19 protein-coding genes are annotated in these 21,220 nt (G+C 62.2%); 14 read left to right on the top strand and 5 right to left on the bottom strand.

The genetic code is table 11. The features are described from left to right. Window positions 1–342 precede the first annotated feature (342 nt). The 3 genes from dnaE (at window position 343) to NKJ72_RS20010 (ending at window position 5,830) form a co-directional block, all read left to right on the top strand. Window positions 343–3,870 carry a DNA polymerase III subunit alpha gene (gene dnaE / locus NKJ72_RS20020; RefSeq protein WP_352479041.1) on the top strand — a complete coding sequence of 1,176 codons (3,528 nt, stop codon included), beginning with the start codon at window positions 343–345 and terminating at the stop codon, window positions 3,868–3,870. A gap of 37 nt (window positions 3,871–3,907) precedes the next feature. After that, entirely contained in the window at window positions 3,908–4,918 is a 1,011-nt protein-coding gene (locus NKJ72_RS20015) for a methyltransferase (protein WP_352479040.1), read from the top strand. 108 nt (window positions 4,919–5,026) lie between these two features. Beyond that, complete coding sequence (locus tag NKJ72_RS20010) at window positions 5,027–5,830, top strand: ion channel (RefSeq protein WP_352479049.1); 804 nt, start codon at window positions 5,027–5,029, stop codon at window positions 5,828–5,830. 9 nt (window positions 5,831–5,839) lie between these two features. Here the strand turns inward: NKJ72_RS20010 and NKJ72_RS20005 are convergent, their stop codons facing one another. After that, on the bottom strand, window positions 5,840–6,721 hold the full coding sequence (locus NKJ72_RS20005) for a DMT family transporter (RefSeq protein WP_352479039.1): 882 nt from the start codon (window positions 6,719–6,721) through the stop codon (window positions 5,840–5,842). A 174-nt stretch (window positions 6,722–6,895) separates the two neighbouring features. Between NKJ72_RS20005 and NKJ72_RS20000 the strand changes: the two genes are divergently transcribed. Next, a complete protein-coding gene (locus NKJ72_RS20000) occupies window positions 6,896–7,402 on the top strand; it encodes a hypothetical protein (RefSeq protein WP_352479038.1) in 507 nt (168 codons plus the stop codon). 3 nt (window positions 7,403–7,405) lie between these two features. Here the strand turns inward: NKJ72_RS20000 and NKJ72_RS19995 are convergent, their stop codons facing one another. Beyond that, window positions 7,406–8,734 (bottom strand): DNA polymerase IV, encoded by a 1,329-nt coding sequence (locus NKJ72_RS19995; protein WP_352479037.1) that lies wholly within the window; start codon window positions 8,732–8,734, stop codon window positions 7,406–7,408. Between the two features lie 68 nt (window positions 8,735–8,802). Here NKJ72_RS19995 and NKJ72_RS19990 point away from each other — a divergent pair, with 68 nt between their 5' ends. Then, complete coding sequence (locus tag NKJ72_RS19990) at window positions 8,803–9,378, top strand: GNAT family N-acetyltransferase (protein WP_352479036.1); 576 nt, start codon at window positions 8,803–8,805, stop codon at window positions 9,376–9,378. Between the two features lie 104 nt (window positions 9,379–9,482). Further along, a complete protein-coding gene (locus NKJ72_RS19985; protein WP_352479035.1) occupies window positions 9,483–11,036 on the top strand; it encodes a hypothetical protein in 1,554 nt (517 codons plus the stop codon). Between the two features lie 183 nt (window positions 11,037–11,219). Here the strand turns inward: NKJ72_RS19985 and NKJ72_RS19980 are convergent, their stop codons facing one another. Further along, window positions 11,220–11,519: a DUF3572 domain-containing protein gene (locus NKJ72_RS19980; protein ID WP_352479034.1), complete on the bottom strand. Its 300-nt coding sequence runs from the start codon at window positions 11,517–11,519 to the stop codon at window positions 11,220–11,222. A 172-nt stretch (window positions 11,520–11,691) separates the two neighbouring features. Here NKJ72_RS19980 and NKJ72_RS19975 point away from each other — a divergent pair, with 172 nt between their 5' ends. The 8 genes from NKJ72_RS19975 to NKJ72_RS19940 all read left to right on the top strand — a co-directional run bounded on the left by NKJ72_RS19975 (window position 11,692) and on the right by NKJ72_RS19940 (window position 20,263). Beyond that, a complete protein-coding gene (locus NKJ72_RS19975; protein ID WP_352876500.1) occupies window positions 11,692–12,108 on the top strand; it encodes a response regulator in 417 nt (138 codons plus the stop codon). A gap of 33 nt (window positions 12,109–12,141) precedes the next feature. Further along, window positions 12,142–13,515, top strand: a complete 1,374-nt coding sequence (locus NKJ72_RS19970; protein WP_352479033.1) for a PleD family two-component system response regulator — start codon at window positions 12,142–12,144, stop codon at window positions 13,513–13,515. A gap of 463 nt (window positions 13,516–13,978) precedes the next feature. Then, window positions 13,979–14,713: a FadR/GntR family transcriptional regulator gene (locus NKJ72_RS19965; protein ID WP_352479032.1), complete on the top strand. Its 735-nt coding sequence runs from the start codon at window positions 13,979–13,981 to the stop codon at window positions 14,711–14,713. Continuing rightward, the gene (locus tag NKJ72_RS19960) at window positions 14,710–15,897 is read left to right on the top strand and encodes a PLP-dependent transferase (protein ID WP_254820139.1); all 1,188 of its coding nucleotides are present in this window, start codon (window positions 14,710–14,712) and stop codon (window positions 15,895–15,897) included. The genes NKJ72_RS19965 and NKJ72_RS19960 overlap by 4 nt, the downstream gene beginning before the upstream one ends. A gap of 30 nt (window positions 15,898–15,927) precedes the next feature. Further along, on the top strand, window positions 15,928–17,205 hold the full coding sequence (locus NKJ72_RS19955) for an ABC transporter substrate-binding protein (protein ID WP_254820140.1): 1,278 nt from the start codon (window positions 15,928–15,930) through the stop codon (window positions 17,203–17,205). Between the two features lie 214 nt (window positions 17,206–17,419). Continuing rightward, window positions 17,420–18,343, top strand: a complete 924-nt coding sequence (locus NKJ72_RS19950; RefSeq protein ID WP_352479031.1) for a carbohydrate ABC transporter permease — start codon at window positions 17,420–17,422, stop codon at window positions 18,341–18,343. After that, window positions 18,343–19,191 carry a carbohydrate ABC transporter permease gene (locus tag NKJ72_RS19945; RefSeq protein ID WP_352479030.1) on the top strand — a complete coding sequence of 283 codons (849 nt, stop codon included), beginning with the start codon at window positions 18,343–18,345 and terminating at the stop codon, window positions 19,189–19,191. The genes NKJ72_RS19950 and NKJ72_RS19945 overlap by 1 nt, the downstream gene beginning before the upstream one ends. Window positions 19,192–19,195: 4 nt before the next feature. After that, window positions 19,196–20,263, top strand: coding sequence for an ABC transporter ATP-binding protein (locus NKJ72_RS19940; protein WP_352479029.1), 1,068 nt, complete (start codon window positions 19,196–19,198; stop codon window positions 20,261–20,263). Window positions 20,264–20,432: 169 nt separating this feature from the next. Here the strand turns inward: NKJ72_RS19940 and rpmG are convergent, their stop codons facing one another. Both rpmG and NKJ72_RS19930 read right to left on the bottom strand, forming a co-directional pair. Further along, window positions 20,433–20,600 carry a 50S ribosomal protein L33 gene (gene rpmG / locus NKJ72_RS19935; RefSeq protein ID WP_006201775.1) on the bottom strand — a complete coding sequence of 56 codons (168 nt, stop codon included), beginning with the start codon at window positions 20,598–20,600 and terminating at the stop codon, window positions 20,433–20,435. Window positions 20,601–20,719: 119 nt separating this feature from the next. Beyond that, complete coding sequence (locus NKJ72_RS19930) at window positions 20,720–21,175, bottom strand: YqfO family protein (protein WP_352479028.1); 456 nt, start codon at window positions 21,173–21,175, stop codon at window positions 20,720–20,722. Between the last annotated feature and the right edge of the window lie 45 nt (window positions 21,176–21,220).

Genomic DNA, 21,220 nt, shown 5'->3' with positions numbered 1-21,220 from the left:
GGCCACCGCCCAGGTGACATTGGCGGCGATCGCCTTCAACATGCGCCGATGGGCCGCCATCACGGGATAGGTGCGCCCGCAGCCCGGCCGCCCGGGCCGAAACCGCCGCCGAAACCCCAAACAAGGGGGCGGAGCTCACAAAGACGAGCGAAATCCCTGCGATCCCGCCCCATCCAAACATCCCCCGGTTACTGCGCAACAGGCCCCACGGGGGGAGATCGGCAGCTTCGGCGGTTGCTCTAAACGTCCAAAGCCCCAATCGCTTCTGCTGGACTCGTGTTACCCGGTGCCGGACAATACATCTTGATCGACTGAGTCCCTGTTAGGCGGCGCGAAAAAACCATGGCGGATGAGAGACTTCCACGCGATCCCTTGCTGCGCGAGGCCTATGCAAAGGCATCGCGGGCAGAGGCGGCGGCGCGTCGGTTCATTCATCTGCGCGTGCATTCGGCCTATTCGCTGCTCGAAGGTGCCTTGCAGCTCGGCAAGATCGTCGGCCATGCGGTGCAGGACGAATGCCCGGCAATCGCCGTCACCGACACCAACAACCTGTTCGGTGCGCTGGAATTCGCGCAAAAGGCAGTGAAGGACGGCATCCAGCCGATCATCGGCTGCCAGATCGACCTCGCCTTTTCCGGTGAGGCGAACGACAGCCAGCGCGACCGCAGGCGGCAGGGGCCGGAGATGCGGCCGGTGGTCCTGATCGCCGCCACCGAGGCCGGCTACGGCAATCTGGTCAGGCTGGTCAGCCGCGTCTACCTTGAGACACCGCCCGGCGAGGCGGTGCATCTGACGAGCGAGATGCTGCAAGGCCATTCCGACGGTCTGATCTGCCTTACCGGCGGGCCGCGCGGTCCGATCGGCAATGCCTTGAAAGAGGACCGCCGTGAACTCGCCGAGACCCGGCTGCTGGCGCTCAAGGGCCTGTTCGGCGACCGGCTCTATGTCGAACTGGAACGGGTCTCCGGCTACGACCGCGCGATCGAGCAGTCGTCGGTCGATCTCGCCTACCGCCACGATCTGCCGCTGGTTGCCACCAACGAAGCGTTTTTCTTCTCTCGTGAAGACTATGAGGCGCATGACGCCCTGATCGCCATCGCCGAAGGCTCCGTGGTTGCGGCCGATAATCGCCGCCGCCTGTCGCCCGACAATTTCCTGAGAAGCCAGGCCGACATGGCGAGGCTGTTCGCCGACCTGCCGGAAGCGATCGACAACACCGTCGAGATCGCACTGCGCTGCTCCTACTATCCGAAGACACGAAACCCGATCCTGCCGCGCTTTGCCGGCCGCGATGTCGCCGACGCCGATGCGGCGGTCAAGGCGGAGGCGCAGGAGCTTGCCAGGCAGGCGCATGAAGGACTGGAGGCGCGGCTGGCGGCGCACGGGCCGACGCCCGGCTATACAGTCGAGCAATATCGCGAGAGGCTGGATTTCGAGCTCGGGGTCATCGAGAAGATGAAATATCCCGGCTATTTCCTGATCGTTGCCGACTTCATCAAATGGGCCAAGGCGCAAGGCATTCCGGTCGGCCCGGGCCGCGGATCAGGCGCCGGCTCGCTGGTCGCGTATTCGACGACCATCACCGACATCGATCCGCTGCGTTTTTCGCTGCTGTTCGAGCGCTTCCTCAATCCCGATCGCGTGTCGATGCCCGACTTCGACATCGACTTCTGCCAGGACCGGCGCGAGGAGGTCATCCGCTACGTCCAGCAGAGATACGGCCGCGACCAGGTCGGCCAGATCATCACCTTCGGTACCCTGCAGGCGCGCGCCGTGCTGCGCGACGTCGGCCGCGTGCTGCAGATGCCTTACGGGCAGGTCGACAAGCTGAGCAAGATGGTGCCGTCGAACCCGGCCAATCCGGTCAAGCTCGCCGACGCCATCGCCAACGAGCCGCGCTTTGCCGAGGAGGCCGAGCGCGAGCCGATCGTACAGACGCTGCTCGACACGGCGCAGAAGCTGGAAGGTCTGTACCGTCACGCCTCGACTCATGCCGCCGGCATCGTCATCGGCGACCGGCCGCTGTCAGAACTGGTGCCGATGTACCGCGATCCGCGCTCGGACATGCCGGTCACCCAGTTCAACATGAAATATGTCGAGCAGGCCGGGCTGGTGAAATTCGACTTTCTTGGCCTGAAGACGCTGACCGTGCTGGACAGGGCGGTCAAGCTGATCCGCCGCCGAGGCATCGAGATCGATCTCGCCCACATTCCGCTCGACGACCCGGAAACCTACGCCATGCTGTCGCGCGGCGAAGTGGTCGGCGTCTTCCAGGTGGAAAGTGCCGGCATGCGCAAGGCTCTGATCGGCATGCGGCCCGACTGTATCGAGGACATTATCGCGCTCGTTGCGCTCTACCGGCCGGGACCGATGGAGAACATCCCGACCTACAACGCCAGAAAGCACGGCGAGGAGGAGATGGCGTCGATCCACCCGAAGATCGACCATCTCGTCAAGGAGACGCAAGGCGTCATCGTCTACCAGGAACAAGTGATGCAGATTGCGCAGGAGCTCTCCGGCTATTCGCTGGGCGAAGCCGATCTGCTGCGCCGCGCCATGGGCAAGAAGATCCGCGCCGAGATGGACAAGCAGCGCGAGCGCTTTGTTTCGGGCGCGGTCGAGCGCGGCGTCGGCAAGCCGCAAGCCGACTTCATCTTCGACCTGCTGGCAAAGTTTGCCGACTACGGTTTCAACAAATCGCATGCCGCCGCCTATGCCGTCGTCTCTTACCAGACCGCCTATCTGAAGGCGCATTACCCCGTCGAATTCCTGGCGGCATCGATGACGCTCGACATGGGCAATACGGACAAGCTCGCCGATTTCCGTCAGGATGCGCTGCGCCTCGGCATCGAAGTGGTGGCGCCGTCGGTGATGACGTCGTTCCGGGATTTCGAGGTCGGCGAGAACCGCATCTTCTATTCGCTGGCCGCGCTCAAGGGCGTCGGCGACGCCGCAGTCGAGCACATCGTCGCCACGCGCGGCGAAAAACCGTTCAAGAGCCTCGCCGATTTCTGCGAAAGGGTCGATCCGAAGATCGTCGGCAAACGCGTCTTCGAGAGCCTGATCATGGCCGGCGCGCTCGACTGCTTCGGTCTCGACCGGGCGGCGATGATGGCCGGCGTCGAGCGGATGATGGGGCTGGCGTCCTTGGCGCAGCAGAATGCCGTCACCGGCCAGCACGACATCTTTGGCGCCTCGCTGGGCGCACAGTCGCAGGCACTCAACTTGCCGGCGACCGACCCCTGGCTCGCCGCCGACCGCCTGCACCGTGAATTCCAGGTGGTCGGGTTCTATCTCTCGGCGCATCCGCTCGACGAATACAAGGCGGCGCTGCAGAAAATGCGGGTGCAGACCTGGGCCGAATTCTCGGCCGCCGTCAAACGCGGTGCGGCCGCCGGCCGGCTCGCCGGGACGGTGACCACCAAGCAGGAACGCAAGACGCGCACCGGCAACAAGATGGGCGTCGTGCAGTTTTCCGACACGTCCGGCCAGTATGAAGCGGTGCTGTTTTCCGAGGGACTGGCGCAATATCGCGACCTGCTCGAGCCCGGCCGCTCGGTGGTCATCACCGTTTCGGCCGAGGACAGGCCGGAAGGCGTCAATCTGCGCATCCAGACCGTGCAGTCGCTGGAGGACGAGGCAAGCCGCGTCCAGAAGGCGTTGCGCATCTTCGTGCGCGACGCAGCACCGATCGGCACGCTTGCCGGCCAGCTTGCCGTCAAGGGCGAGGGACAGGTAAGCTTTGTGCTGATAAAGGATGACGGCCAGGGGGAGGTCGAGATCGAATTGCCCAGTCGTTATCGTATCTCGCCTCAGATCGCGTCAGCCATGCGCGCGGTGCCGGGCGTGGTTGAAGTGGAGCTGGTTTAAATACCGAAACCTTCGGGGTTTGGCGATTGGGGGCGCCATGGATGAACGCGCAGCCGCTTTCGAACTGACACGGATGGTCAACGGGTACCGCGTCTCGCAGGCGATCTCGGTCGCCGCGACGCTCGGCATCGCCGACCACATCAAGGACGGCAAGCGCTCGGCAGCAGATCTGGCAAGCCTGACCGACACACATCCGCGCGCGCTCTATCGGTTGCTGCGGGCGCTTGCGGCGGTCGGCATATTTCACGAGGCAGAGGACGGGCAGTTCTCGCTAACGCCGCTTGGCGGCGCCTTGCGCTCCGATGCTGAGTTTTCCGCTGCACCCTGGGCCGCCTTCGTCGGAAGACCCTATTACCGGCAAGCGTGGAGCGAACTGCTCTACAGCATCCAAACCGGCAAGAACGCATTTCGCCACGCGCATGGCAAGGGCGTCTGGGAATACCGGGCAGAGCATCCAGAGGAGTCCGCTATCTTCGATCGCGCCATGGCAGCGAATTCGCGCGGCGTGGCGGCAGCCATCCTGGCGGCGTATGATTTTTCGTCGTTTCCGGTCATCATGGACGTCGGCGGTGGCCAGGGCGCGCTGCTTGCCGAAGTCCTGGCCGCGACCCCGGGCAGCCGCGGCATCCTTTTCGACCAGCCGCATGTGGTAGCGCCGGCCGCCTCGGTGCTGGCGGCGAAAGGTGTCGCCGATCGCTGTGAGATCGTCGGAGGCGATTTCTTTGCCGAGCTGCCCGTGGCGGCCGACGCGCTGCTGCTCAAATGGATTTTGCATGACTGGGACGACGAGACCAACGTCGCGATCCTGCAAAACTGTCGCCAGGCGATCCGTGCGGGCGGCAAGTTGCTGGTTTTTGAGGCCGTGCTTGAGCCGCCCAATCAGGGGGCGAATGCCAAATTCTTCGACCTCAACATGCTGGTCGCGCCCGATGGTCAGGAGCGGACGGCCGATGAATTCAAGTCGCTGCTGGCAAAGGGTGGCTTCGAGGTGACCGAGATCATCCAGGCGGGGCCACGCATCAGCGTTGTAGAGGCAAGGCCGGTTTGATCGCGGCTGGCGCCATTTGCCGCAACCGCCGGGATCGGTCGGATGGCGCAAGCTTCCGCCTGCCTTGTCGACTGGACGGCTGTCGCAGCGAAGGCTGTCGCGATCGTCATGAAGGTAGCTGACAAGAACGGAGCCCAAGATATGTCAGCCTTGGCCCGGCTGCGCGACATGTTGCGCAAGCTGTATCACGGGCGCACAGCGGCGGCGTTCCGGTTTCAGCTTGCGGCTGTTGTCATCGACCTTGCCATCATTGCCTTTTTCATCGCCACGCCGGTGATCCAGAAGTCGTCTTCGTTCCTCTGGCTGGACTACTCCGTGGCAGCACTTGTCGCCGCCGACATGATTGCCCGGCTGCTTGCCTCCAAGGACATGCTGCGCCTGATGAAACAGCCGGCGTCGTGGATTGATGCCTTCATCCTGCTGACTCTGCTGATGCCTACGGCGCTGGCCAATCTCGGTTTTTTGCGCATCCTGCGGCTGTGGTCGCTGTCGCGTAGCGGCGCGCTGTGGCGATTTCTCGAGATGCGCGGCTTCAGGCGATGGCGCGAGGCGAGCCGTGCGGTCATCAATTTCCTGACATTCCTCTTTGTCATCACGGGTTTCGTCTACACCTTCTTCTTCCGCACCGTGGGTGGTCTCGAGGGCTATGTCGATGCGCTGTATTTCACGGTCGCCACGGTCACCACGACCGGTTTCGGTGACATCGTCCTGCCCGGTGTGGCCGGCAAGCTCACCGCGATCGCCACCATGATCATTGGCATATCGCTGTTCGTCCGGCTTGCACAGGCGCTCTTCCGTCCCACCAAGGTGTTCTTTCCTTGCCCGCAATGCGGGCTGCAGCGGCACGAGCCCGACGCCGTTCATTGCAAGGCCTGTGGGCACGTTCTGAACATACCCGACGACGGCGATTGAAACGCAGGGCTACGCTGCCGCCACTTCCGCAGGTTTGGCGGCTTTTTTCTGCAGATTGAGCAGATTGCCAAGCAGGATCAGCAGGGCGCCGCCGGCGGTGAAGGCGTCGATCTGCTCGTGATAAAGCAGCCATCCGATCATCGCCGACAGCGGTACGCGCAAAAAGTCCATTGGCGAGATGACCGTCGCATCGGCGTAGACAAGTGCGCGGGCCATGCAGAAATGCGACGACATGCCGGTAAACGCGATCAGCAGGATCCACGGCCAGAGTTCGAGCGGCGGGTTGCGCCATTCGTAAAGCGCCGGGACGAGGCCAAGCGCCGACTGGATGATCAGCATCCAGAAGATGATGCGCACGACGCTGTCCGTCCGCGTCAGCGACTTGACGAGAACCACCGAGACCCCGAAGCAGACCGCTGCTCCCAGCACGATGACATGCCCCGGATTGACTGCGCCGACGCCCGGACGCACGATGATCACCACGCCGATCAGCCCCAGCACGATCGCTGCCAGCCTTGGCCGGGAGAGCCTTTCGCCAAGGAAAGCGACCGCCAGCAGCGCAGTCCAGATCGGCGTCGTGAATTCGATCGAGATCAGCACCGCAAGCGGGATCAGCGTCAAGGCATAAAGCCAGGCAGCCTGGCCGGTATAGTGGACGACGTTGCGGGCGATATGAGCCAGCGGGCGTCCGGTGCGCATTGCCGGAAAACCGCCTGACATCATGACCAGCGGCAGCAGGATGAAAAAGCCGATCACCGAGCGCAACTCGAGCACCTGGAAGACGTTGAGTTCTGCCGTCGTGGCGCGGCCGGCCACCGACATCGCCAGGAACGAGGCGATCGACAGCGCCATCCAGAATGCGGCCTTGGGGATCGAGGGTGCGGGTGCCATGGGCGCTATGTCGCAAGCCGGCGCTTTCATCGCAACCGCTAGCCGGCGCATTCGACTGGGCCAGCCGTGAAGCGTTGCAAACAGTGATGTTGAAGCCGGAACCCGCTGCTGAGGGAAGCGTTGGTCCCTCAGTGTTTGCGTGCTGTGTTTTGGATACCAACGAGGAGCGGTCCGATGAAATCACTTGCACGATTTGTACTTGCCGGGTGCCTGACGGCCGGGGCCGGCGCAGCGCATGCCGACGATCCGGATTTTCTTCGCTCATTCCAGGGGAATTTTGCCGGCAAAGGCACCGTCAAGGTCACCACCGATGCGCCGACGGTGAATGTCTCCTGTCATTTCAATTCCGACGCAACGTCGAGCTCGCTATCGCTCGACGGCAGCTGCCGCGGTCTTATCGTGGTGACGCGCGCCATCAGCGCCGATCTCAAATCGAGCGGGACGAAATACACCGGCACCTATGTCGGATCGCGCACCGGGCCGGCGCAATTGAGCGGCAGCCGCTCCGGCAACGCGATCAATCTCGGCATTCGTTGGGCCAAGGAGGTAAATGGCGACCGCAGGGCGCAAATGACTGTTGAGAAAACCGGCGAGGACGGCATGCGGCTGACCGTTATCGATACCGATCCGAAAACCGGCAAGAGTGTGGTGACCAGCAGGATCGATCTGCGGCGCACCTGACTATCACTCCTCGACCGGTTCGGGCGGATGGGCATCGCGGCCCTTGCCGAAGGTATAGCCGGTTTCCACCGCCCTGCGGCCGAACTTGCCGCGCAGCTTATCGATAGCGCCTTCGGCCATGGCGCGCTTGCGTGACTGGACGTCGACCAGATCGGGCGGGTCCGCCCGGTCATCGTCGGAGAGGTCGCTGACGCCAATGCCGAGCAGCCGGTATTTCGTGCCGTCGGCCTCCTTGCGCAGCAGTTCGAGCCCGGTCTGAAAGATGCGGTCGGCCAGCCGGGTCGGATCGCCGAGCTGGCGATTGCGCGTACGGATCTTGAAATCCTGGGTCTTCAGCTTGAGGACGACGGTGCGTCCGGCAATGCCGGACTTTTTCAGCCGGGCCGAGACTTTTTCCGACAGCGCCCTCAGCACCGAAACCAGGTCGTCGACGGAGGCGATGTCGGTGTCGAAAGTGGTTTCCGCCGAGACGCTTTTCGCGTCCTGGTCGGGAACGACGCGACGGTCGTCCTCGCCGCGCGAGAGCCGGTAGAGCCGGTCACCCATAACGCCGTAGCGGCGCATCAGATCGCCGCGCTCCATGCGCTGCAGCTGGCCGATGGTGCGGATGCCGTCGCGCTCGAGCATGACGGCAAAGGCCTTGCCGACCCCCCAGATCAGCGTCACCGGCTGCTCGGCCAGGAAGCCGATAGCCTCGGTCTCGCCGATCACCGAAAAGCCGCGCGGCTTGCGGAAGTCCGATGCCACCTTGGCCAGGAACTTGCAGTAGGAAAGGCCAGCTGAAACGGTGATGCCGATCTCCTTTTCCACGCCGAGTGCGAAGCGCGCCAGCACCACCGCAGGCGGCAGGCCATGCAAGCGCTCGGTGCCGGCGAGGTCGAGAAAGGCCTCGTCGATCGAGAGCGGCTCGACCAGCGGCGTCAGCGCCTGCATCATGGCGCGCACCTCGCGGCCGACGCGCACGTATTTTTCCATGTCCGGCGGGAGGACCACCGCTTCGGGACAGGCTTCGAGCGCCTTGAACATCGGCATTGCCGAGCGAACGCCATGGATCCGGGCGATGTAGCAGGCGGTGGATACGACGCCACGCTTGCCGCCGCCGATGATCAATGGCCGGTCCTTCAACGCCGGGTTGTCGCGCTTTTCGACCGCCGCGTAGAACGCGTCGCAGTCGATATGGGCAAGGCGCAACCGGTAGAGCTCCGGATGGCGCGCGAGCCTTGGACTGCCGCAGCGCTCGCAACGGCGTGCCTCGCTGCGCTGAAAATTCAGGCAGTCGCGGCAAAAACCGTGTTCGGGGTTGTTGACAGGAGCCGCCATCGCTGCGAACATAAAGAGAACAAATGCAATGGTACGTCAGGACGGACGCCACGACAAGGCGGTGGGCCGGGAGAGAGCTCATGAATACGACCATAGCGCCGCTAGTGCCTGAGCTTTGGGCGGATTTCGAGGATCTTTTCGGCAAGCAGGGCGCCTGTTACGGCTGCTGGTGTACGCATTTCCGGTTAGCGCCTGCGGTGCGCCGCGCGAGCAATCGCGAGCGCAACAAGGACCACATCAAGGCGCGAATCGAGGCCGGGCCGCCGCCCGGCCTGTTGGCTTTCGAGGGTGGCCAGGCGGTCGGCTGGATGCAGATCGGCCCGCGTGCCGACGTGCCCGAATGGAACAACCAGGGCAGGGGGTCGGCGCCGATCGACCCCGCCGACGCCGCCGATCCGGGCGTCTGGGCGATCTCCTGCTTCTTCATCCGCACCAAGGCACGCGGCAGGGGCCTGTCGCACCGCCTGGTCCAAGGCGGCATCGAGTTCGCCCGCCAGAACGACGCGCGCCTGATCGAGGCCTGCCCCATCGACCTGTCGAAGGATTCGCGGTCGATCGGGCTGTTCGTCGGCTCGTCGCGGGTCTTCGAAAAGGCCGGGTTCCAGCGGTTGGTCGAACGCAAGCCAGGCCGACCGCTGGTGCGGCTGGTGCTTTAGGCAATGCCGCAGGCCATTCGGGTTGCGCCGCCTCGCCTTGCGGTTGGGGTGGTAATTTCCTACGAAATGAGAAAGTGCAGATAGTTCCAATGGCCCAACGGAGAATGAGCGTGAACCGTGTCCTGCCAGTCGTCTTTGTTCTCGCGCTCAGCGCACCCGCCTTCGGCCAAGCGGTCGACAGGCAAGGCGCAAAGCAGCTTTCCGACGACCTGGCGCACTATATCGGCAAGAAGCCGTTCGACATCGGGTTCGTGAAAATTTCAGTCGACGGCGATGCCTACAAGCTCGCTTTCGACTTCAAGCCGGTCACGGATTTGATGGCAAAGCAGCAGGCCTTCAAGTTCAACGTCACGCCTTACTTCATCTTGGTCAAGCCACGCAAGGATGGACACTGGGACGTTTCGGCGGACGTGTCCCCGAAGGGGTCTATCGATTTCGTTGGCCCTGAGGGGGCGCAGCACATCGACTTCTCCGTGTCGGACAACAAGTTCACCGGAGTTTATGACCCTGACCTGGCCGCTTTCGCGAGCGCAACCGGTTCGATGGCTGGCATGACGATGACCACCCGAGAGCCTAAGCAGCAGGCGGATGTCACGGTCGGCGCTGGCACTGCCGCAATAGTTTCGACCAAATCCGCAAATGGCGGCATCGATTTCACGGTGACGGAAAAAATAACGAACTTCGCCGAAACGATCAAAGTCAACGATCCCAAAAATGGGTTGAGTTTTCCGGCTGCTGTAAAAGCGCCTGAACTTTCCGTGGACGCGACCGGCAAGGGTTTGCGGACAAAGCCGCTGCTCGACCTGCTTGCTTTCATCGTGGCGACTGATGATGCAGCCAAATTCAAGGCGGATGAGGCGGAGTTCAAATCGCTTCTGACGGCAGCACTGCCACTGTGGGAGCGGATCGACGGCACCTACGGCTTCAATGACTTTGTGGTGGAGAGCCCGGTAGGCAAGTTCGGTGCGACGCAACTGAAGACCGCCGTCGGCATGGACGGCATCGCCAAGGACGGCAAGATCAACTACGCGTTCAAGGTTTCCGGCCTGACAATGCCACAGCAGGTGCTGCCCAGCTGGAGCGTTGCGTTGCTGCCGACGGATATCGACCTCAACTTCGGCGGCACCAACATCGATCTGGACAGCATGGCGAAGAAAACCATCGAAACCCTTGATTTCAGCAAGGATCCACCGCTGCCGGCAGATTTCGGCAAGCAGATCTTCGCCGATTTCCTGGCCAAGACGCCAAAGGCCATTCTCGGACACAGCACGATCAAGAACGGCAACATCGAGATTGCGATGGAAGGTGAAATGACGTTCCCCGGCAAGAAGCCCGAGACGAGCATGACCATCGATGTCGCGGGCTATGACAAGATCGTGGAGGCTCTGCAGACGGCGGCCAAGACCGAACCGGAAGCGGCACAGTATTTTCCGTTCGCACTCGCCGTCAAAGGGTTCGGCAAGGCACTGCCGGATGGTCGACTGGAATGGATCATCAACGCCAAGGCAGACGGCTCCGTCACGGTCAACGGCGCCATGCTGAAGCCGGCCGATGCCGTTCAGGACAACCCCATGATGGACCCAAGCGATGTTACCGTTCCGGATCATGGCTCGGGCGAGAATGACGATGGCGGGGCAGGGGCGAAGTTGAAACCCTAAATGCCGAGGTTGGAGCGGTTCATCGTTTCACGAAAACGCCAATCCGCTCCATGTCTTTGTTTTTGCGCAATTCCAGACGGAAAACCGTTTCACGCTTTCCTGGAATTGCTCTCCACGCGGCTGGCGTCAAAGCCCGAGTGCACTCACGATTTTCGGCGCGGCGATCTGTCTCGGGATCGTCCCTTATATCGAACGCTCATGATTGTCGTCGCCGAGCGGCAGCGCCCGCAATGCCTTGCCGACTGCGGCGGGCGGCGTTCCGGTCTCCTCGGAAAAACGCATCAGCGTCGGCTCGTGGGCAAGGATGAACTGCAGCACGCCGGCCAGGAATCCCGGTTCACCCGCCGCCTGGCGGATGGAATGAGCTTCGATGCCGGTGATCGCCAGGAAGCGGGGCAGAAGTTCCGGATCGGCGGCGACGAAGCCCAGCGCCTTTACGGCAATGGTTTCCGCTTCCTCGCGCATTGACGCTGCGTTTGCCATCGCTACCTTCCTTCGTGGGCGGAATCGTTCTGTTTTCGCAGTAGTGGCAAGTGTCGCCGGCAGCAAGCTCGCCGACCTGGAATCCGAACGCTTTTAGGGCGGCCGGTTTCCGTTTCGTCAATCATATTGCCGTATAGTGGGAACAGGTTTGGTGCGTGCCGACAAGGGGCGCATGACGGCACCCTTCGAGTGGAAGGTCAGCCGGGACGGGAAATCGATGCCAAAGAAGGTTATGATCGTCGAAGACAACGAGCTCAACATGAAGCTCTTTCGCGACCTCATCGAAGCGAGCGGCTACGAGACGGTGCGCACACGTAACGGCCTCGAAGCGCTGGATCTGGCGCGGCAGCACAGGCCGGACCTCATCCTGATGGACATCCAGCTGCCGGAAGTATCGGGCCTCGAGGTCACCAAATGGCTGAAGGAGGACGATGATCTCCACGTCATCCCGGTCATTGCGGTCACCGCCTTCGCCATGAAGGGGGACGAGGAGCGCATTCGCCAGGGCGGCTGCGAGGCATATATCTCCAAGCCGATCTCGGTGCCGCGTTTCATCGAAACCATCAAATCCTACCTGGGCGATGCCTGATGTATCTTTCCAGCCGAGCCGGAGCTTTGTGAAATGACCGCGCGGATCCTCGTCGTCGACGACATCCCAGCCAATGTCAGGCTGCTGGAGGTTCGGCTGCTCGCCGAATATTTCGAGGTTCTGACCGCCACCAACGGGCCGGACGCGATCGAGATCTGCGAGAACGGCAAGGTCGATGTCGTGCTGCTCGACGTGATGATGCCCGACATGGACGGGTTCGAGGTCTGCCGGCGGCTGAAGGGCGACCCGGCGACATCGCACATCCCGGTCGTGATGATCACCGCGCTCGACCAGGTTTCGGACCGGGTGCGCGGCCTCGAGGCCGGCGCCGACGATTTTTTGACCAAGCCTGTCAACGATCTGCAGCTGATGACGCGCGTGAAGAGCCTGGTCAGGCTGAAGTCGCTGACCGATGAGCTGCGGCTGCGCGCCTCGACGACACGCAATATCGGCATCGAGGAGCTTTTGAGCCGCAACTTCGCTACCGATGACGCGGTGCCGAAGGTGCTGCTGGTCGACGAGCGCAAATCCTCGTTCGAGCGCATCCAGAAGATGCTGCGCGGCAGTGCCGCTCTCGACGTCGCCAACGATCCGCATGCCGGCTTCTTCCAGGCCGCCGAGCTGCCCTACGAATGCGTGATGATCTCGACGGCCTTCGCCGATTTCGACCCGCTGAGGCTCTGCTCGCAATTGCGCTCGCTTGATCGCACCCGTTTCCTGCCGATCATCCTTCTGGCGGACGAGGGCGAGGAGGGGCGTATCATCCGCGGCCTCGAACTCGGCATCAACGATTATCTGATGCGGCCGATCGACCAGCAGGAGCTGACGGCGCGGCTGCGTACGCAGGTTCGCCGCAAGCGCTACAACGACCAGCTTCGCGCCAGCGTCACCCAGACCATCGAGATGGCGGTGACCGATGCCCTGACCGGCCTGCACAACCGCCGCTATCTGGACAGCCATCTGCAGACGCTGTTCGACCGCGCCGTAGCACGGCGCCGGCCGCTGTCGGTGATGATCACCGATCTGGATCGCTTCAAGAGCATCAACGACGCGTACGGCCATGACGGCGGCGACGACGTGCTGCGCGAATTCGCGCGGCGGCTGCGCAAGAATGTGCGCGGCATCGATCTAGCCTGCCGCTTCGGTGGCGAGGAGTTCGTGGTGGTGATGCCGGACACGGACGGCGCGGTAGCCGAAAAGGTCGCTGAGCGCATTCGCGCCGAAATCGCCCAACTGCCGTTTGCCGTTGGCAGCGAGGGCAAAGCGATCGAAGTCACCGTCAGCGTCGGCGTGTCGTCGGTGCTGAAAGGCGTGGACACGGTCGCGGCGCTGATGAAACGCGCCGACCTTGCGCTCTATGAGGCCAAGAGCGGCGGCCGCAATCGCGTTGTCGCCAAGGCGGCGTAGCACCATAGACGAATTAGCCAGTCAACCCGACAAGGTTACGAATTTACCTTAATCCAAGCGAGTTGCGAGGCTTGGTTAAGAAACTGTTGATTTTCATAAGTTGTTGCGCAAATGTGCAGCCCTTAGACGTAACCGGCACGAGGTCTAGATCGCCGGTTCGACCCAAAGAATACCCCATGATGCTCAGGTCCGCCGCATCTCCTGGGTCCGTGGGGTCGGCTGGCCGGCGCTGGCACATAGTGGCCTCCTCGTACCGCTGCCAAACGCCGGCCGGCCCCCAATTTTCAAAACACATCAGGATTCTGCGCCAAAACCCGGAAAACGCTTTGGTTTTGTTGCGGCAGCGACAGCGCCCTTTGAAATAGCCGGCTGGGCAGAGCGTATGCGCCCGCAGTCGGTTGACAGGGCCTGTCTTCTATGCAGAAATTGGTTGGACCATTGAGCCATTTGGTGACCCGTTGGCATGACCGAATTCGGCCTTTCCCCCATACAGGCAACTGCTCGCGACGACGCGGTGCTCAAGGCGCTGGCCGGCTTTGTAATGCGGGAAGCTCTCGGGCCCGGCCAGAGACTGCCGACCGAACGCATCCTGGCCGAGCGCCTCAAGGTCAGCCGCAACACCGTGCGCGAGGCGCTGACGCGCTGGGAAGGGCTCGGCCTGGTCGAACGGCGGCAAGGCAGCGGCACCTATCTCAAGGGAGTGGTCTCGCTGGACATGCTGCACATGCCGCTGACGCTGGCCGGCGGCAATGATTTCACCAGCCTGATGCAGACGCTGGAAATCCGCCGGGCACTGGAAGCGGAAGCCGCCGCCCTGTGCGCCGTTCGCGCGGACCAGGCCGAGATCACCGAGATCGCGCGCAAGCTCGACATTATGGAGCAGGCCTTCCACACCCGCGCAGGGATGTCGGCGGAGGAGGACTGGGAATTCCACCAGTCGATCTACCGCAGTTCCGGCAATCCGCTGTTCGAGCAGATCATCGCAGCCATGCACGAACTGTTCCACCGTTTCTGGGAACATCCGCTCGGCGTGCGTGATTTCGGCCACGCCAGCTTTCCTTACCACCGCACCATCTACGAACGCATTGCCGCGCACGATCCGGAGGGGGCCCGGGCCGAGGCGCTCAAGCTGATCGCCACCGTCGAGGACGATCTGAAGCGCGGCGCCGCCAAACTCGAACTTTCAGGCCAGAAATGAGCGATCATCCCGCCGGTTTCGAAAACGACTATCTCGCCGAGGCGGCGACGCTTCTCGCCCATGACGAACCTTTCCCCGGCGGTGCCGTGGTGCCGCCGATCTACCAGACTTCGCTCTTCACCTTCTCCAATTATTCGGAGATGGCCGATACATTCGCCGGCAGGCGACGCCAGCCGATCTATTCGCGCGGCGACAACCCGACGGTCATGGAGTTCGAGGCGCGTGTCGCCGCTCTCGAAGGCGCGGAGGCCGCGCGCGGCTTTTCCAGCGGCATGGCGGCGATCAGCGCCACGGTGCTTGCTTTCGTCGGTGCCGGCGAGCGCATGGTTGTCGTGCGCAATTGCTACGGCGATGCCTACCGGCTGTTCGAACGGCTTTTGCCACGGCTCAACATCAAGGTCGACTATGTCGACGGTTCCGATCCGGACGCGGTCGCCGCGGCACTCCCCGGCGCCAAGCTGCTCTACCTGGAAAGCCCGACGTCGATGATGTTCGAGCTCCAGGACATAACCCACCTGGCGCGGCTGGCCAAAGAGCAGGGCATCGTCACCACGATCGACAATTCCTGGGCGACGCCGGTGTTCCAGAAGCCGATTTCGCACGGGGTCGACCTGGTGCTGCATTCGGCCTCGAAATACCTCGGCGGCCACAGCGATACCGTCGCCGGTGTGGTGGCCGGTTCGGCTGCCCATATCCGACATATCAACGAGCAGACCTATTCCTACCTCGGCGGCAAACTTTCGCCTTTCGAGGCCTGGCTGTTGCTGCGCGGGCTGCGCACATTGCCGCTGCGGTTGCCGCATCACATGAAGAGCGGGCTGACCATCGCCGAACGGCTGAAAGCGCATGGCCATGTCGAGCGGGTCAACCACCCGGCCTATTCCAACCATCCGGGCAAGGCGACGCTTGCCGGCTATGCCGGGCTGTTCTCATTCGAGGTGACGGAAGACGTCGACATCCCGGCTTTCGTCGATGCGCTGAAACTCTTTCGCATCGGCGTCAGCTGGGGCGGCCATGAGAGCCTGGTCGTTCCAGCAAAGGCCTCGCTCGAGCAGACGCCGGGCCTGAATTCGATGGCGCGCTTCGGCGTCAGCCCGCGAACCATCCGGTTCAGTGTCGGATTGGAAAGTGTCGAAGGCCTGTGGGCTGACGTTGCCCAGGCGTTCGACAAAGCGAAAAGATAAATGGAGCCGTTCAAAATGGGAGTGCTGAACATGAAAAAACTGAGCATCCTTCTTGGTGCCGTCGCAGGTCTGGCGATTTCCGCCGGCAGCGTGCTGGCCGATTCCACGGTCAAGATGGTCGAGGTCATCACCAGCCCGCCGCGTACCGAATTCCTCAAGAAACAGATCGCCGAGTTCGAGGCGGCCAATCCGGGTGTCAAGGTCGAGCTGGTATCGCTGCCCTGGGGCCAGGCGTTCGAGAAGTTCCTTACCATGGTGCAGGCCGGCGACACGCCCGACATCGTCGAGATGCCGGAACGCTGGATGGGCCTCTATGCGACCAACGGCCAGCTCGAGGATCTCGGGCCATATATGGCCAAATGGGACGATGCCAAAACGCTGGGCGAGCGTGCCAAGCAGTTCGGCTCGACGGTCGACAACAAGCAGTACATGATCCCTTACGGCTATTACCTGAATGCGCTGTTCTGGAACAAGAAGCTGTTCAAGGAGGCCGGTCTGGACGGTCCGCCGGCAACGCTCGATGAATTCGTCGAGGACTCCAAAAAAATCTCGGCAATACCGGGCAAATACGGCTACTGCCTGCGCGGCGGCCCTGGCGCCTTCAACGGCATGCACATGTTCATGAACATTGCCGCGGGCAAGGGCGGCTATTTCAACGAGGACGGCACCTCGACCATCAACGAGGAAGGGTCGGTCAAGGGCCTGCAGATGCTCGCCGACATGTACAAGAACGGCCTGGCGCCGAAAGACGCGGTGAGCTGGGGTTTCAACGAGACCGTCACCGGGTTCTATAGCGGCACCTGCGCCATGCTGAACCAGGATCCCGACGCGCTGCTCGGCATCGCCGACAAGATGAGCGCCGACGACTTCGCCGTGGCGCCGATGCCAGTCGGGCCGAGCGGCAAATCCTATCCGACGCTCGGTTATGCCGGCTGGGCGATGTTCGCCAATTCCCAGCACAAGGACGATGCCTGGAAGCTGATGGCAACGCTTTTGTCGCCCAAGGACAATCTGGAATGGGCAAAGGAAGTCGGCGTCATTCCAATCCACAACGGCGCCGACCAGGACGCTCACTTCAGGACCGAGCAGTTCAAAGGCTGGTTCGAGGAACTGAATAACGGCGACAAATACGAGATGGTGACGCCTCCGACGCATCTGGAAAATCTCGGCAATTTCGTCGACCAGGTGGCGATCAAGAATTTTCAGGAAGTGCTGCTTGGTCAGAAGGCGGCAAAGGACGTGGCCGACGAATGGGCCAAGTTCCTGACCAAGGAACAGCAGGACTGGATGGCCAAGAACAAGAAATAGCTTTCCTCCCTTCTCCCCGTTCACGCGGAGAAGGTGTCACAACGTGACGGATGAGGGGCGGCGCCAACCCGTCGTGGCTCGTGTTGCCTCTCATCTGCCTGCCCGTCCTCCGCAGCAGCTGCGCTACGGCTGCGGGTGGTGGACCGGCATCTCCCCGTAAACGGGAAAGGCGCTGTCGCCAGCCATGCTTGCCCCAGGAGACAATCCAGCACCCATGACCTACGCCGTGTCCGAAATACGATCCATCGGCAGGCCGCGAAAAAAGTGGCTATCCCATGCCGCAATCGAGCCCTGGCTCTATCTCAGCCCGGCGATCGTGCTGCTGGTCGTCGTGCTGCTGGTGCCGCTGGTTATCGGTATCGGTTACTCGTTCCGCAAATTCTCCGCTTTCAAATCCGAATATGTCGGACTTGGGCAGTATCAGGCGATGCTGTCGGATCCCGTGCTCGGGCAGGCGCTCGTCAACACGCTGTGGTGGACGGCAGCCAGCCTGTTCTTCCAGTTCTTCCTCGGCCTTGGCCTGGCGCTGCTGCTAGACACGCCGTTCCGGGGCAGAAAGATCGTGCAGGCGGTGGTGTTCCTGCCCTGGGCGGTGCCGTCCTTCCTCTCGGGCCTGACCTGGGCCTGGCTGTTCAACCCGATCATCGGGCCGCTGCCGCATTGGCTCTACGCCTCGGGGCTGAAGACCGAGCCAACCAACGTGCTCTCCGATCCCTCGACAGCCATGTGGGGACCGATCGTCGCCAATGTCTGGTTCGGCATTCCCTTTTTTGCCATCACGCTTTTGGCGGCGTTGAAGTCGATCCCGTCAGAACTGCATGAGGCGGCGGCCATCGACGGCGCCTCGCCGTGGCAACGCTTTACCAAGGTGACGCTGCCGTTCCTGGCGCCGACCATCGTCATTACCGTCATGCTGCGCACGATATGGATCGCCACCTTCGCCGACCTGATCTTCGTCATGACCGAAGGCGGGCCTGCCGGTTCGACGGCCACGGTGCCGGTCTATATCTACGTCAGCGCGTTCAAGTCGCTGGACAAGGGCTATGCCTCCGCTGTGGCGGTGCTGCTGCTCGTGCTGCTCATCATCTATGCGGTTGCGCTGATCGGCATCCGCCGTTCGCTGGTAAGGCACGTCTGATGATTGCCGGACGCTCCGTCTCCTCGCGCGTTCTCGGCGGCATCGGCCTTTACGGCGCGATCGGCGCCTACATGGCCTTCGCGCTGTTCCCGATCTTCTGGACGTTGAAGATCTCGGTCACGCCGGAGCGGCTGCTCTATTCCGAAGGCATCACTTTCTGGCCGTCGCACACGACGCTGCAGAACTTCGTCACCGTGCTCGAAGCCACCGATTTTCCACGCTATTTCCTGAACAGCGTTATCGTTTCGGTGTCGACGGCCGCCTTCGTAACGGTCATTGCCACGCTTGCCGGCTACGCCATGTCGCGTTTTTCGTTCCGCGGCAAGGCGACCCTGGCCATCCTGCTTTTGCTCACCCAGACTTTCCCGCTGGTGATGGTCATTCCGCCGATCTACCGCATCATGGGGCAGATCGGTCTCATCAACAGCCTGACCGGCCTCGTCATCATCTACACCGCCTTCAATACAGCCTTTGCAACCTTCCTGATGCAGTCGTTCTTCGACGGCATCCCGCGAGACCTGGAAGAGGCAGCGATGATCGACGGCTGCACGCGCCTGCAGGCGATGCGCAAGGTGATCGTGCCGCTGACGCTGCCCGGCATGGGGGCGACGCTTGGTTTCGTCTTTACCGCCGCGTGGAGCGAGTTGCTGTTTGCGCTGATGCTGATTTCCAGCGACGACCAGAAGACTTTCGCGGTCGGCTTGCTCACCTATATCGGCAAATTCGCGGTCGACTGGGGACAAATGATGGCGGCTTCCATCCTGGCGCTGATCCCCGTCTGCGTCTTCTTTGCCTTCCTGCAACGTTACCTCGTCACCGGCCTTACCGCCGGCGCCGTCAAGGGATAGATCGATGGCCTCCGTCACACTCGACAAAGTCCGCAAAGACTATGGAGCCGTGCGCGTCCTGCATGCGGTCGATCTCGAAATCGCCGACGGCGAGTTCGTGGTCCTGGTCGGCCCGTCCGGCTGCGGGAAATCGACCCTGCTGCGCATGATCGCCGGGCTGGAGGAGGTCTCCGGCGGCGAGATCCATATTGGCGAGCGCCTGGTTAACGACATTGCGCCAAAGGACCGCGACATCGCTATGGTGTTTCAGTCATACGCGCTCTATCCGCATATGGACGTGTCGAAGAACATGGGCTTCAGCCTGATGCTGAGGAAGGCCGGCAAGCGAGCTATCGAAGCAAGGGTGGACGCCGCCGCCAAGCGGCTCGGGCTCGATGCCCTTCTGCAACGCCTGCCGCGACAATTGTCCGGCGGCCAGCGCCAGCGCGTCGCCATGGGACGGGCCATTGTGCGCGACCCGAAGGTCTTTCTCTTCGACGAGCCGCTTTCGAACCTCGACGCCAAGCTGCGCGTCCACATGCGTGCCGAGATAAAGGCGCTGCACCAGCAATTGAAGACCACTTCGGTCTATGTCACCCATGACCAGACCGAAGCGATGACAATGGCCGACCGTATCGTCGTTATGCATGACGGCCTCGTCCAGCAGGTCGGCGCGCCGCTCGATCTGTACGACCGGCCGATCAACATGTTCGTCGCCGGGTTCATCGGCTCGCCCGGCATGAATTTTCTGCCTGCCGTGGTTGAAAAGGGCGCCGGGCCGGATGCCATCCTGGCCGACGGCCAGAAGCTGAGGCTGCCCGACGGCCTGCCGCTCAGGGATGGCGATGCGATCACCGTCGGCTTGCGGCCCGAGCATATCCGGCTCGCCGACAATGGCGCGCTGAAAGGCGAGGTGGGCGTGGTGGAGCCGCTCGGCTTGTCGACCCAGTTCTATACCAGGCTTGCCGGCCAGCAGGTCTGCGTGTTTGCCATGGGCCGGGCCAGCGTGAAACCGGGTGAAGGCGTGCGCCTGTCGGCTGATCCGGCGTCGCTGCATCTGTTCGATCCGGCAAGCGGCGATCGCATCGACTAGAGCGGTTCCGGTTCTCTTGGAACCGGTAACTCGCTCTAACTATCTGTTTTGCCGCATTTATGCGGACGCCAAATGATTCCATTTGGCTGCAAAATGCTCTAGTCCTGAATTCCCGAAACGAAAAACGCCGCCCGGAAGGCGGCGTTTCAGTACTGCGAGAGAAACCCGATTACTTGATCTTGGTTTCCTTGAATTCGACGTGCTTCTTGGCGACCGGGTCGTATTTGCGGAACGACAGCTTGTCCGTCTTGGTGCGGCTGTTCTTGCTGGTCACGTAGAAGAAACCGGTGTCGGCGGTCGACAGAAGCTTGATCTTGATGTTTGCGGCTTTGGCCATGATGTTCGTCCGTTAATGTTCGTGGAGTTTTGGCCGCTGGAGCACGGGAAACACCCGGACGCGGGAAACTTGCCGCGACACATAAAGAACGCGCCCGGAAAGTCAACCCTTGTCCAGGCTCATGCGTCTTCCGTGACTGGCAACACCTTCTTCCAATCGCCCGTCGTGTTCCACCAGCGGTTCGGGTTGGCGCGGTCGTCGAGGCCCTTGGAGCGGCTGGCAAGCAGTGGCTGAATGCGGATCACCGGCTCCTGATAGCTGTGAACTTGGTAAATCGCTTCGACGACGCGAGCGGCGAGTTTCTGGTCGTCAGGCAGTTCGAACGACACCTCGACAGTCCCAGGCCGCCTGCGCAATTCCGTCTCGGCGCCGGCGGCGGCACCTTCAAGCGGCCGGTAGCGTTCGATGCCGTCCGCCGACTGAAAGGCATTGCTGTCATATTTGCCCATTTTGAGCGGCGCGATCGCGACCACCGCTTCCATGATGCGATCGACATCAGCTGCCGGTGCCTGAAAGGTCACCAGCAGCAGCAATTCCATCCGCAGCGATTTCGTTTCAAAGCCACTATCGATCATCCGAGGTCTCCCTGCTTATGCACTTTGGGGGAGCATATACTCGAG

The sequence above is a fragment of the Mesorhizobium sp. M0045 genome, from assembly GCF_040323385.1.
Lineage (GTDB): Bacteria > Pseudomonadota > Alphaproteobacteria > Rhizobiales > Rhizobiaceae > Mesorhizobium.
This window is presented reverse-complemented; position numbering and strand designations above follow the sequence as displayed.